We start from the raw sequence: 13196 nt of genomic DNA, 5'->3' as shown, positions 1-13196 counted from the left end.
ACATAACCATCGATGCAAGATACTTATACATTCCAACCCATTGCCGTTGTAAATAGTCCTTATAAAGAGAAGTTTGGGATCCCAAGGCAACCCGGACTTGCAGAAACAGTAACATCAAGCATTACTCTTCTTCCGGAATTTAGTACTCAAGAAATAGTTAAAGGACTAGAAAACTGTAGCCATATTTGGCTCTTATTCGTTTTTAGCGAATGCCTAGAGAAAGGCTGGAAACCCACCGTTCGCCCACCTAGGTTAGGCGGCAATAAACGTATAGGCGTTTTTTCTAGCCGCTCACCTTTTCGACCTAATCCAATCGGATTATCTCCGGTAAAATTAATTAATATTAAAATTACAGAGGGTTGCATCACACTGTTCATTAGTGGAGCCGATCTCCTCGATGGAACACCTATTCTTGATATAAAACCTTACCTCCCCTATTCGGATAGCTTACCTGAAGCAAGTTTTCCGTTTGCCGAAAATATACAGCTTTTACAACAGACCATTTTCTTCTCCGAAAGCGCACTCTCTACTCTCACAACAGAGGAGAGACGTCTAGCTCAACCTATCAAGAAGCAAATAACAGAGTTACTCCGCTGTGATCCCCGCCCTGCCTATAAAAAAAATGACCCTGACAAATCCTATGGTGTAAAACTACATGACCTTAATGTCCGTTTCAGAATCACCGATGAGCATATCTACGTTGATCTAATTGAAGTTACACGGCAAGCCTAATATTCAGACCTGCTTCAGCTCCCCCATACTAAGATATACTTATGCTTTAAAGGAGTGACGATGAAATATCTATACCAGCTATTTATAACAGGTTTACTACTTACCACATGCCAGTATGCGACAGCGAATGAGGAAGGAAAAGAACTCACGGAGCAACTTCAGGAATGGCTCTTCCAGCTTCCGAGTATCGTTGATGAGAAAGGTGAGATAAGCAGTGCTTACATCAAAAACTATCTACAGTGTATGGATGACCAGCAAGCACTTGGTCACGAACCTGAGATGACAATTGGGGAGCTCATCGACAATGCGCTCAACTCAGGCGATCAATGCGCGCCATTATTGAATGAAATGTTGGAATCACTTACCGACCAGCCTATAGACTCCCTTAGTGAAGAACAAAAAAAGCACTTACTAGAAAAAAGTCTTTAACAAACATTGATCTAGATCAATTTTGACTAAAGTATAAGAGAAAAGTAAAATAGGGGATCACTTTACCCCATACCTTCTTACCACGGAATGATTTAAGGAGCTAAGCTAATTAACAATTGAGGTGACTATGAATTACGATATTGGCCATGTAGAAACTTTTTTCGAAGAATCCAGCGCACTGTATGAATACTATCTTGAGCGGGTTTTCGAATCAGAATCAGTGAATGACCTCATCAGTGCATCTCACTGGTATGCTGATGCTTTTATCGGTTTATTATCTCACTCTCAACAACGTTAACCTCATCAGCTTATAATAAAAAAGGCAGTATACGGCCTTTTTTATTAATAATTCTTTAGCTTTTTATATCGTCTCTAAAACACTTAGCAAGCCAATAATCGACACTAAAAAATCGCCCCGCACCGGTAAAGAATAAACTAAACAACATAATCAGATAGGTTATGGAAAACTCAATTCCGTTATTTAAAATAACGACAGAACCCCGTCCGGTTAACCATTCATAATTACCACTCTCTTGTAATATACCTTTTGCCGCAGCTAAGCGTTCTTGGGCCTCCATAACACGCTCATTAGCAAGCCAGCTTCCGCCATCAGCAATAGCCAACCAGCCATTATCCCAATGCACCGCAAAGGCAGCCACCAGCATTGTCACCATTAATGGAATACTGATCCAACGTACGGCTAAACCAACAATTAACAGGGCACCACCAAAGAATTCTGTGCCTGCAGCTAAAGCTGCCATCACCTCTGGCATAGGCAATCCAAGACCCCAATCTGGATTACCAAACCATGCAGCGGTATCTTCAAAATGAGAGAGTTTATTCCATCCAGCCTGCATAAAAATTGGCGCTAGGTACAAACGTAATAAGAGAGGCGCTAGGCCATCAGCACATTTGGTACTATTTAATAGGTCTTGCAAACGGTTCGCTACATTAATGACAGCATTAGCCATAATTACATCCTTTATTATACGTATAATGCCGAAGCGTCTTAATCTACGGCAGTATTAGATTTTATAGTTGTACCTAATATGATTCCTTTGGCACGTAAATGCTCCATAGTTTCCAATCCACCTTCGACTACCGCTTCAGGATTAGGGTGCTGCATCTCTTTAGCTATCTGCATTAATGCATCTTGACCCGATAGAAGATCATCTTCAGATAACAAATAAAGCAACCTAGCGGTAACTGAGTTCACCTCCATAAAGTTCACTTCATCTTCACGATTACGGTAAGCAATAAGAAAGGTGTGTGTATCAGACGGTGTTTCGGGTTGAAAGTCGATGCGAATACAATGTACAGGGAACTGATAGGAAAGCAGCCAAGCTAAAGGGGATTGCACCGGATGTTGCAGCAATAAATCCCCATTTGCATTTACATCAGCCAACGGCAACTCTACTGTTGAAGCATCTAAAGCTAACTCAACCCATTCATAATGGATCAACTCTTGAAGAAAAACTGGATCATCTAGACTCTGCTCGCGTTCATTCGCCACATACTCGATAAACTCCTTCCCAATCTCCAAAAAGTAAGGCGTATGACAACGGTGTTTATCAAAAAAGTCACGCGCTAAATTTAGCCAATATTGCTCAGAGCTAATCAACTTTAAAACGGGGAAGTTGCCCGAAAGGAAACCTTCAACATTATTAAAAAAAAGATCTCTGTAGATCGCCATTCTGCGATCTTCAATATCTTGAGGTGCTAGGTTATCTTTTGGATTTCTAATATGCGCAGAAAATTGATACTGCAGTTTCTGAAAACTAGGTAAATCAGGCGAGGATTTGTGCATGGCTCATTTTCCACTGGTGTTGATAGAAACGAACTTGTTCAACTTCCTGGAGCAACTCAGGTAGTTCAGGAATATTAAAATCCCTTTCCAAGAGTGTAGGCAGTACACCAAACTGTTCATAAGCCAATTGCAACAACGACCAGACAGGGTCAATTACTGGTGCGCCATGAGTATCAACGAGGAGATCTTCTGCTTCGGTATAATGCCCTGCGATATGTACATACATAATCCGCTCAGATGGCATCGCCTTGAGAAAATCAACTGCATCGTAACCGTGATTAATACTGTTCACATAGATGTTATTCACATCCAATAACAGATCGCAATCTGCCTCTTCTAATACAGCTAAAAGAAACGCTTGCTCCGTCATCTCTGATCCAGGTGCAGCATAATATGAGACATTCTCCATAGCGATTTTCTGCTCTAGAACATCTTGTACTTGGCGGATTCGCCCAGCGACATATTTAACCGCCTCTTCAGTGAAGGGTATAGGCATTAGATCGTATAGGTGACCATCATCAGAGCAATAACTTAAATGCTCAGAATAACCACGAATGTTATGATCTATTAAAAAATGTTTTAAATTAAATAAGAAGTCCATATCCAAAGGCGCTGGACCGCCGATAGATAAAGATAAACCATGAGCCATAAAAGCATGTTGCTCAGTGTATTGACGAAACGCTTTACCAAATCGTCCACCTAGCCCCATCCAATTTTCTGGAGCAATTTCAAGAAAATCAAACGCACTAGGTTCAACCTCTTTTAATGTTTCCGACATACAACGTCGAAAACCAAAGCCCGCACCTTGTACTGGATAATTTACTCTGCCCATAGACTCACCTCAAAACTTAAATCAAAAGGCCCCGCATTGCAGGGCCTCCAGACGCTAAAATAAAAGCTTAACCGTAATTATTTAGAACCACCACATTTACCTTCGCCACACTTACCTTCAGCTTTTTTAGCTTTATCACCGCCACATTTACCTTCACCACATTTGCCTTCAGCTTTTTTAGCTTTATCGCCGCCGCATTTACCTTCGCCACACTTGCCTTCAGCTTTTTTAGCTTTATCGCCGCCGCATTTACCTTCGCCACACTTGCCTTCAGCTTTTTTAGCTTTATCGCCGCCACATTTACCTTCACCACATTTGCCTTCATTCATAGCAACTTGCTGGCTATAACCTGAAGATAATTCTTTTGCAGCAAAAGGATTCTCTGCAGCAGTTGCTACAGATACAGTTGCCATGCCTGTAAGAAAAACTGCGCCGACAGCCGCTACCATAGGTTTTACAGAAGTATTATTCGTCATTTTTTATTTACCCCAATTAATAATAATTTTATATAATAATTTAAGAACTTATTCAGACTTATTTATTCACAAGCTCATTTGCTCTTGCACTTTATGACTTAGCATCACTAATAAAGTTTCAAATAATATAAATAAATTCAAAAATTTATTACCCTAGTAAGTACGTGTTTAAATAGAACACAATTACTACGTTTAGCTCCCTAAACTTTAGTTTACTGAATTTAGTAGGAACAGAACCCAACATTAAAAATAGCTTATCTATACACTATTTATTTTATTATTTCCCGTTCTCTAGGACCTTTACGATGATTAGCCCTGAACAGATCACCTTCGACCAACAACATATATGGCACCCCTATTCATCGATGATCAACCCTCCACCTATGTACCCAGTAGAATCAACATCTGGCGTAAGAATAAAGCTAGCTGATGGGCGCGAGCTAATTGATGGTATGGCCTCTTGGTGGTCAGTAATACATGGTTACGGTCATCCTGAACTCAATCAGGCCGCACATGAACAAATAGATAAAATGTCTCATGTTATGTTTGGCGGACTAACTCATGAACCAGCAATAACGCTTTGTGAAAAGTTAGTATCTATGACCCCAACTAACTTAGATAAAGTATTTCTAGCCGACTCAGGCTCTGTTGCCGTTGAAGTCGCTATAAAAATGGCTATCCAATACTTCCATGCACAAGGGCTTCCCGAAAAAAACAAGCTAGTTACTATTAAGCAGGGTTATCACGGGGATACATTCGGCGCCATGTCCGTTTGCGACCCTGTTACAGGTATGCATGAAATATTTACTGGATTACTACCTAAGCATTTTTTTGCTCCCGCCCCTAAAACAACATTCGATAGCGAATGGGACAGTAATGATATTACTCCGTTAAAAGAGTTATTAAATGAGCATCATCACAATATTGCCGCCCTTATTTTAGAGCCAATAGTTCAAGGCGCTGGCGGAATGCGTTTTTATTCACCTCAATATCTTAAAGAAGCCCGTACACTTTGTAATGAACATAATGTCCTACTCATTGCCGATGAAATTGCTACAGGGTTTGGACGAAGCGGTAAACTATTTGCTTGTGAACATGCAGAAATACAGCCTGACATTCTTTGTGTAGGCAAAGCGCTAACCGGTGGCTACATGACCTTAGCAGCCACCCTCACAACTCAACATATAGGCGAGACGATTTCAGCAGGTGGCGCCGGCTGCTTTATGCATGGCCCAACATTTATGGGTAACCCTCTAGCCTGCGCCGTGGCTAACAAAAGCTTAGAGCTCTTACAACGTAACGACTGGAAACAAGATGTAGCACGTATAGAACAATCCCTAAAACTAGGTTTAAGCGAAGCAAGTACCTTGGAAGGTGTTGCCGAAGTGAGATGTTTAGGGGCTATAGGTGTTATTGAGATGAAAGAAGCGGTCAACACCGTTAAGATTCAAAAACTATTTATAGAACGTGGGCTATGGATTCGTCCATTTGGAAAATTGGTTTATGTGATGCCCCCTTATATTATGCAGGATGACGATCTAAACCAACTAACAACCGGCATGGTCGATGCCATCGCTAATTACATAGGGTAAGAACAATGGCAAGAATCAAACTAGATATGCCTGAGAATTATATCTTTTCTACTGAACTGCCTATTCGTATCAGTGATATAAATTATGGCGGCCACCTTAGTAATGACGCAATGTTATCAATTATCCATGAAGCGAGAATTCGTTTTCTAAATCACTACCATTATGGAGAACTTGATATTGAAGGTCTTGGCCTGATCATGACTGATTCGGCAATTGTCTATAAAGCAGAAGGCTTTCATGGCGACCATTTGCAGATTGATATAGCTCTTGCTGATCTAAATGCATATGGCTGCGATATCTACTACTTAATATCAAATAAAAAGACAGCCGTAGAGTTAGCTCACGCAAAGACAGGAGTCGTCTTTTTTAATTATGAAACCCGCAAAGTTGCGGCAGTGCCTGAAGAGTTTATGAACAAGGTTATCAAAGACACCTAAGAACAAAGCATCCAGTAAAAAGGCCGCTGATTTAGCGGCCTGCTCTTAATCAAACACACTGACCTATTACGGCGATGTTAGTCGTCCATACCGGCATACTGCGCATAAACATCAGGCGCCAGATTTTCAAACTTCGTATATTTACCAATAAAGGCTAGTCTTGATGTGCCAATCGGACCATTACGTTGCTTACCGATAATAATTTCAGCAATGCCTTTATGCTCTGAATCCTCGTTATAAACCTCATCACGATAGATAAACATAATGACATCCGCATCCTGCTCTATCGCACCTGACTCACGTAAGTCCGAGTTTACAGGACGCTTATTGGGCCGCTGCTCAAGTGAGCGGTTTAGCTGAGAAAGAGCTACAACAGGGCACTCTAATTCTTTTGCTAAGGCTTTTAATGAGCGAGATATTTCAGATATTTCCTGTGTTCGGCTCTCAATATTCTTTGTTTTCATCTGCATTAATTGCAGATAATCGATCATGATCAGTGAAAGCTCACCATGCTCACGCACAATACGGCGTGCACGGGTTCGCATCTCGTTGGGACTAATACCGGCCTGATCATCAATAAACAGAGGCTTATCACGCATCATATTGACCGCTGTTGTTAACTTAGGCCAATCCTCTTCCTCTAAGGTACCTGTACGAACACGGGTCTGATCTATACGACCAAGCGATGACAACATACGAGTAACCAACTGATCCGCAGGCATCTCAAGGCTAAACACTAATACCGGCTTATTCGAAGCCATCAAAGCGTTTTCAACCAAGTTCATGGCAAATGTAGTCTTACCCATTGAAGGACGAGCCGCTACAATAACTAAATCCGATGGCTGTAGACCCGCAGTTTTCGCATCAAGATCATCAAAGCCAGTCGTCACCCCAGTAAGGTCACCATCGCTGTTAAACAGTGTATCTATACGATCAACAGCTTTCTTAAGAAGCGTATTTACATTCTCAGGACCTCCTTGATTAGGCCTGTTCTCGGCAATGCGGAAAATCTTTTGCTCCGCTTCATTAAGAATTTCTTCTGAACTCCGTCCCTCAGGATGAAAAGCTTGATCAGCAATATCATTAGCGGCCGAGATCATCTGGCGTAATAATGCACGGTCCCGAACGATCTCAGAATAAGCCCGTATATTGGAAGCACTCGGTGTGTTTTTAGCCAGCTCTATTAGATAATCCAAACCACCGGCGCTTTCCAGCTCAGCAGTGCGATCTAATTCTTCAGACAGGGTAACAACATCGATAGGATTACCATCGTTCACCAGCTTTTGCATCGTACGATAGATCTGGCGGTGTTCCTGACGATAAAAATTATCCTCCAGCACTACCTCTGAAACCGTATCCCATGCGTTATTATCCAGCATAAGGCCGCCCAAAACAGATTGCTCTGCTTCCATTGAATGGGGGGGGACTTTAATCTTTGCTAGATCTTCGTCTGTAAGTTGACTCATTTCCATAATTTAACAACGGCCTAAAAACAAAAAAGCACTGCAGGGTTAACCATGCAGTGCTTTATATTACAGTACAGTTGTACTTAGCTAAAGACGATTACTCGCCAACAACAGCCAAGTTAACAATAGCTGTTACTTCAGCGTGAAGCTGAATAGCGATTTCGTATTCGCCGATAGCGCGTAAAGCACCTTCAGGTAGACGAACTTCGCTTTTATCTACTTCTGCGCCTGCAGCGATAATAGCATCAGCAATATCACGTGTACCGATAGAACCGAACAACTTGCCTTCATCACCACACTTAGAAGCGATTGTGACTTGCAGTGCATTCAATACTTCAGCACGCGCTGTAGCAGCCGCTAATTTTTCTGCAGCTGCGGCTTCTAATTCAGCACGACGCTCTTCAAATTTAGCAACATTAGCTGTAGTTGCAGGAACAGCTTTGCCCTGCGGTACTAGGTAGTTGCGACCGAAACCGCTTTTTACGGAAACTTTGTCACCGAGGTTACCTAGCTTACCAATTTTCTCGAGCAGAATAACTTCCATCTCGTAAACCTCTTCTGTTCTGCAAATTAATGCAGTCCTAGTTCGTGGCTGGTATGCGTGACCTGATATCAACTAAAGAATCGATAGCAGCCGCAAAAACCAGCAGCGTAATCACATAAGGTCCCATAAAAATAACTGAAAGATAAAACACTATCAGCCAGGACCTGCCTAAATCACGTTTAGCCAAACTACCATGCACCAATGCGAAACCCGCAAAGATCCAAGGAAGCAACAACAATGGTAACCAGCGCATAAAGTCCAGCTCTAACTGAGCACAAACTAATAAAGCCGCTACAAGCACACCTGTATATTTCAGAGGTAGTCTCAATTGATGAAACTCCTGCCGAAAGCCCCCAGGATTATACAACCCTGATTGCCACGAACGCGCCAGTATCAGACACAGCAACATTGTTGCTGTATGCACTGATGCCAATCCACCTAACATAAGTAATTTTAAGCGCTCTTTATCGAGCGTTAAACTCTCAGTCGATTGACTCGCCGACTGTAATAGAAACTGTTCTGTTGCTTCTATTACTTGACCTAAAAGATCATCTAACACTGTTTCTAATGCTAAACCAACAACAGCACCAACAGGAAGCGCTAACATAAGCACTTGCGGCCAGCTTGTTATCACTCTTAATGCGATAGCGAGAAGAAAAACTCCTAGTATCACAGTCAGTGGTGTCGGATCTCCACTGTATGCCCAAGCTCCGGCAGGCAAAAAAGCCCAAACCAGAACTCCGGCTCCATCTTTTGGTCCCTGTCTTAAAGTAACCAAAGCGATGACTGCTGCACTTGCCCAATAGAGCAGTGGTAGCAAGGCGGCAATAACTGCCACTAAAGCCGCTTGTTTACGGCCCTTCATGACCCATTCGGCCAAGGCTCGCATGCGACTCTCCTACCTCTTACTGATGACTATCAGTGTAAGGCAGTAACGCAACAAAACGTGCGCGCTTAATAGCAGTTGCCAACTGACGCTGGTAACGAGCTTTAGTACCTGTGATGCGGCTAGGTACGATCTTACCAGTTTCGGTTACATAACCTTTTAATGTGTCCAGATCTTTATAATCGATCTCTTGAACACCTTCAGCCGTAAAACGGCAGAATTTACGACGGCGGAAAAAACGAGCCATTGTATCTCTCCTCAGAAATTAAATTACTCAGCTGCTTCTTCAGATGCTTCAGCTTCAACAGCTGGTGCTGATGCCGGAGCAGCTTCTTCAGCTGGCTTTTCAGCTGGCTTTTCTTCACGACGAGGCTTACGCTCATCGCGAGATTCTGCAGCTTTGATTGGAGAGATCTCAGTGATCGCTTCTTTACGACGGATAATCATGTTACGCAGAACTGCATCGTTGTAACGGAATAGATTTTCCAGCTCGTCTAGTGTTTCCTGATTACATTCGATGTTCATCAGGATGTAGTGTGCTTTGTGAGCATTGTTGATTGGGTAAGCCAACTGACGACGACCCCAATCTTCTAGACGATGAATTGTGCCTTCTGCACCTTCAATAAGAGAGGTGTAACGCTCAACCATCGCAGAAACCTGCTCACTCTGATTCGGATGAACCAGAAATACGATTTCATAATGACGCATTTTAGCTCCTTTCGGGTTAATAGCCCCCAGAACACACCATGTGGACCGGCAGCAAGGAGATTGGAAATAGTTCTCCAAAGGACGCGTAATATTACGCACCTGACAAGCCTTATGCAAGTACTAGATTTAGGGGAATGAATCTATTCAATATCGTCCTCTTTGTTTGCCCTAAAAATAGAGCAACAAAGTCGCGAATCAGACGAATTATTTTTGTGGATGCATAGAAATATAAGCGCCCAGTTTCTCACCATTTGTATCAAAGATAGCTTTACCACTAATCAATAAATGCTTGCGAACACCTGAAGCTGATTCAATAACAACCTCCTCCTGGCTAATCATCTCTTCCGCTAAAGCCCTATAAATAGGCCATTCATTCTTTGACAATAGGGTTTTACCGTCAGCAGCAAACAATTTAAAAGGGACATCATCAAACCGTTCTAACCGTTCATCTTCTGACAAGCCTCTTAAACGCATCACAACTCTACTTGAGTAGATCAGTTTCCCATCAACATCACATACAACCACACCATCATCAATGGCAGCCAACACTGCCTCCATAAAATGCCCCTGCTGTGACAGCTGTTTTTTTAATTGATGGTTTCTTTCTTGATTATCTTTCAAAAACGCGATCATATTTGAGAAAGCGGTAGTCGTTTCTTCAATATCACTAAACATGCTGTTAGGTTTATCAATATCAACTTCTAATTCGCCATTCCTTACCGCATTCACACTTTTCTGCAGAGACAGAATCGGTCGAGAAAGCGAGCGGGCAAACATAACCCCGATAATGACACTAACAAATGTAATTGCTAACGCCAGCAATATGTTAAGTTTGCGGTTTGCTTTAATCTCAGTTAAAAAATCATCCTCTGGCACATAGATACCCAATAACCAAGGCCAGTTATCCGAGAACGGTGTAAAGACTGTCTGATACACTTTGCCATCATGCTTAAAACTTGTATTCATCGCCGTATTTAACACATACCATCCGGGCTGTTTCCCCAGCGATTTAACAGCTGCACGTGCCGCATCACTTTTGACTTCATCAATATGCATGAGCCGTCTCACACCCGAATCTGGATCTTCTATATAAAGCTGTCCATTACGCCGATGCGCAATCACGTCACCATTGTTATTTAAAATTAATGCAGACGCATGCTCGCTTAACTCAAGGAAACCTAGAAAATCGGAAAGTGCAGAAAGGTCTATATCAACACCCACGACACCGAGCATTTCGCCATTTTTGGAAATGACTGGACTCGCTACAGTAATGCCTGGGGTATTTGACGTAAAAAAGAGGTAAGGGTCTGTCCAAATCTGTTGTCGTTCAGCTATCGCTTTTTTAAACCAAGGGCGCGTACGGGGGTCGTAAAGGTCACTTGGATCTTCCTCTGCTTTTATTAAACGATGGTCATCTCCGAACCAGCGATTTGAAACCAAACGCCCTTGTGGGCCTTCCACCACCCTTTTAATCTGATATGCAGCCTCATCGGTAGAGCGACGAACAAAATGGAAGCCACCCTCTAAGTTACCATAATAAATACCAGCTATATGAGGGTGCAAAATCAACTGATCAAAGAAATACTGCTCCATTTCATCCGGTTTTTCAGAACTAACAACCTGATGATGAGCTAAGCGTCCAGTCAAACTAACCGCCGAACGGGCAGGAGCTAAAAACTCTTCTGATCGATCAATCACTTCTCGAGAGAGATTTCTCATCAGTTGCTGGGCATGTCCTATTAGGACTTGTTCAGTGCTTAAGTATGAGGAGGCTAAAATAACGCAAACAGTGATCACTTGCAGCGCAACAATCCCTAGTGCCAATGCTTTTGATATTGATAAGCGCATCTATTCCATCATCCTTATTTGTTTTTAGCCTCTCTTATAAAACCCATGAAATACCGAACAAACATTCAATAAAATCAATAAGTAAGCAGTAACTAATTGCCACACACTATATCTTATATTTAATTTTACTCCAGCTTTAAACCAAAAAACGAGCACCTTTGAGAGCGCCCGTTATCCGTCATGCAACAAAACCGTTCATCATTCTGTTACTTCAATAATTTCAAAACTGTGGGTTATCTCAACTCCACCCTTTTCCAGCATAATAGAAGCGGAGCAATACTGTTCAGCAGACAAACTCACGGCACGCTCTACTTTTTTAGCATTGAGGCCACGTCCACTCACCACAAACTTAACATGAATTTTGGTAAATACAGATGGAACCGTTTCAGCTCTTTCGGCCTCAATTTCAGCCACACAATCGATAACGTCTTGGCGTGTTTTCTTCAATATGCCAACAACATCATAACTAGTACAACCACCTAACCCTAATAAGATTAATTCCATAGGGCGAGGTCCTTTCTGAAGCTCACCATCAATCATCACATCAAAACCGGAACCGGTTGTACCTTTAAAACGGACATCACCGTCCCATTTAACTTTGGCGCTCATACTCATTCAGCCACTACCTTATACAAACAATTCTTTAAGCTTTTGACCTGGGTTTTCAGCACGCATAAATGCTTCTCCCACGAGAAAAGCATGTACATTATGTTCACGCATGGCGTGTACATCGTCAATGCAATGGATACCACTTTCAGTAACAACGATTCTATCATCAGGAATAGCATCTAAAAGGTCATAGGTATTATTCAACGTCACTTCGAAAGTATGTAAATTACGGTTATTGATACCAATCAATCGAGTATTTAAAGGCAAGACTCTATGCAACTCCTCTTCACCGTGAACCTCAATAAGCACATCCATACCTAATTCATGGGCCAGCCCATTGAGATCAGCGATCTGCTGATCGCTCAATGCAGCTGCAATCAATAAAATACAATCGGCGCCTATGGCTCTTGCTTCATAAACTTGGTAAGGATCTACAATAAAATCTTTACGGATAACAGGTAACGAGCACGCAGCTCTAGCTTGCATTAAATAGTCTTCGCAGCCCTGAAAATAGTCTTTATCTGTTAAGACTGATAGACAACTTGCACCGCCAAGTTCATAAGACTTAGCTATTTCCGCAGGCACAAATGGATCACGCAGTAAACCTTTAGACGGACTATGACGTTTAGCCTCAGCAATGACGGCTGACCTGCCATCCGCAATACTCTGAGCCATATGAGCGACAAAGCCTCGAGGGTCAAAGTCAGAGCCTTTCTGATCAGCAATTTTACTTTGCAAATCACTAATAGAAACTTTAGGCTGGCGTTCAGCCACCTCTTCGACTTTACGCGCCAAAATTTTCTTTAAAACTGTTGGAGTATCAGACATCA

17 protein-coding genes are annotated in these 13196 nt (G+C 42.2%); 5 read left to right on the top strand and 12 right to left on the bottom strand.

Annotation, left to right across the window (positions count from 1 at the left end; translation table 11 throughout):
• The first annotated feature begins 12 nt into the window (after nucleotides 1-12).
• From tsaA to ACOQOE_RS03775, 3 genes are all read left to right on the top strand, one after another.
• Entirely contained in the window at nucleotides 13-732 is a 720-nt protein-coding gene (gene tsaA / locus ACOQOE_RS03785; RefSeq protein ID WP_420554922.1) for a tRNA (N6-threonylcarbamoyladenosine(37)-N6)-methyltransferase TrmO, read from the top strand.
• 60 nt (nucleotides 733-792) lie between these two features.
• Entirely contained in the window at nucleotides 793-1161 is a 369-nt protein-coding gene (locus ACOQOE_RS03780; protein WP_067867672.1) for a hypothetical protein, read from the top strand.
• A 127-nt stretch (nucleotides 1162-1288) separates the two neighbouring features.
• A complete protein-coding gene (locus ACOQOE_RS03775) occupies nucleotides 1289-1459 on the top strand; it encodes a hypothetical protein (RefSeq protein ID WP_156473710.1) in 171 nt (56 codons plus the stop codon).
• 55 nt (nucleotides 1460-1514) lie between these two features.
• Here the strand turns inward: ACOQOE_RS03775 and ACOQOE_RS03770 are convergent, their stop codons facing one another.
• From ACOQOE_RS03770 to ACOQOE_RS03755, 4 genes are all read right to left on the bottom strand, one after another.
• Nucleotides 1515-2132 carry a DoxX family protein gene (locus tag ACOQOE_RS03770; protein ID WP_197468027.1) on the bottom strand — a complete coding sequence of 206 codons (618 nt, stop codon included), beginning with the start codon at nucleotides 2130-2132 and terminating at the stop codon, nucleotides 1515-1517.
• Nucleotides 2133-2170: 38 nt separating this feature from the next.
• Entirely contained in the window at nucleotides 2171-2968 is a 798-nt protein-coding gene (locus tag ACOQOE_RS03765) for a DNA-binding domain-containing protein (RefSeq protein WP_067865359.1), read from the bottom strand.
• Nucleotides 2949-3800 carry a DUF692 domain-containing protein gene (locus ACOQOE_RS03760; RefSeq protein ID WP_420554921.1) on the bottom strand — a complete coding sequence of 284 codons (852 nt, stop codon included), beginning with the start codon at nucleotides 3798-3800 and terminating at the stop codon, nucleotides 2949-2951. Before ACOQOE_RS03760 ends, ACOQOE_RS03765 begins: the two co-directional genes overlap by 20 nt.
• Nucleotides 3801-3877: 77 nt before the next feature.
• Nucleotides 3878-4276, bottom strand: coding sequence for a hypothetical protein (locus ACOQOE_RS03755; protein ID WP_420554920.1), 399 nt, complete (start codon nucleotides 4274-4276; stop codon nucleotides 3878-3880).
• 305 nt (nucleotides 4277-4581) lie between these two features.
• Here ACOQOE_RS03755 and bioA point away from each other — a divergent pair, with 305 nt between their 5' ends.
• Nucleotides 4582-5868 carry an adenosylmethionine--8-amino-7-oxononanoate transaminase gene (gene bioA / locus ACOQOE_RS03750; protein WP_420554919.1) on the top strand — a complete coding sequence of 429 codons (1287 nt, stop codon included), beginning with the start codon at nucleotides 4582-4584 and terminating at the stop codon, nucleotides 5866-5868.
• A 5-nt stretch (nucleotides 5869-5873) separates the two neighbouring features.
• A complete protein-coding gene (locus tag ACOQOE_RS03745) occupies nucleotides 5874-6305 on the top strand; it encodes an acyl-CoA thioesterase (protein WP_067865349.1) in 432 nt (143 codons plus the stop codon).
• 77 nt (nucleotides 6306-6382) lie between these two features.
• On the opposite strand, the gene dnaB is transcribed toward ACOQOE_RS03745, so the two are convergent.
• The 8 genes from dnaB to trpC form a co-directional block, all read right to left on the bottom strand.
• Nucleotides 6383-7777 carry a replicative DNA helicase gene (gene dnaB, locus ACOQOE_RS03740; protein ID WP_156473675.1) on the bottom strand — a complete coding sequence of 465 codons (1395 nt, stop codon included), beginning with the start codon at nucleotides 7775-7777 and terminating at the stop codon, nucleotides 6383-6385.
• Between the two features lie 91 nt (nucleotides 7778-7868).
• Entirely contained in the window at nucleotides 7869-8315 is a 447-nt protein-coding gene (gene rplI / locus ACOQOE_RS03735; protein WP_067865342.1) for a 50S ribosomal protein L9, read from the bottom strand.
• Between the two features lie 37 nt (nucleotides 8316-8352).
• Nucleotides 8353-9204, bottom strand: coding sequence for a hypothetical protein (locus ACOQOE_RS03730; protein WP_420554918.1), 852 nt, complete (start codon nucleotides 9202-9204; stop codon nucleotides 8353-8355).
• Nucleotides 9205-9220: 16 nt separating this feature from the next.
• Nucleotides 9221-9448, bottom strand: a complete 228-nt coding sequence (gene rpsR, locus ACOQOE_RS03725) for a 30S ribosomal protein S18 (RefSeq protein ID WP_067865336.1) — start codon at nucleotides 9446-9448, stop codon at nucleotides 9221-9223.
• Nucleotides 9449-9471: 23 nt separating this feature from the next.
• On the bottom strand, nucleotides 9472-9909 hold the full coding sequence (rpsF, locus tag ACOQOE_RS03720) for a 30S ribosomal protein S6 (RefSeq protein ID WP_067865332.1): 438 nt from the start codon (nucleotides 9907-9909) through the stop codon (nucleotides 9472-9474).
• Nucleotides 9910-10113: 204 nt separating this feature from the next.
• Nucleotides 10114-11757 (bottom strand): cache domain-containing protein, encoded by a 1644-nt coding sequence (locus ACOQOE_RS03715; protein WP_067865329.1) that lies wholly within the window; start codon nucleotides 11755-11757, stop codon nucleotides 10114-10116.
• A 198-nt stretch (nucleotides 11758-11955) separates the two neighbouring features.
• Nucleotides 11956-12366, bottom strand: coding sequence for an OsmC family protein (locus tag ACOQOE_RS03710; protein WP_067865372.1), 411 nt, complete (start codon nucleotides 12364-12366; stop codon nucleotides 11956-11958).
• 18 nt (nucleotides 12367-12384) lie between these two features.
• A complete protein-coding gene (trpC, locus tag ACOQOE_RS03705; protein ID WP_067865325.1) occupies nucleotides 12385-13194 on the bottom strand; it encodes an indole-3-glycerol phosphate synthase TrpC in 810 nt (269 codons plus the stop codon).
• Nucleotides 13195-13196 lie beyond the last annotated feature (2 nt).

The organism is Neptuniibacter marinus, assembly GCF_965223595.1.
In the GTDB taxonomy this organism is placed as follows: Bacteria; Pseudomonadota; Gammaproteobacteria; order Pseudomonadales; family Balneatricaceae; genus Neptuniibacter; species Neptuniibacter marinus.
Note: the sequence above shows the minus strand (reverse complement) of the source record. Positions and strands in the feature narration are given on the sequence as shown.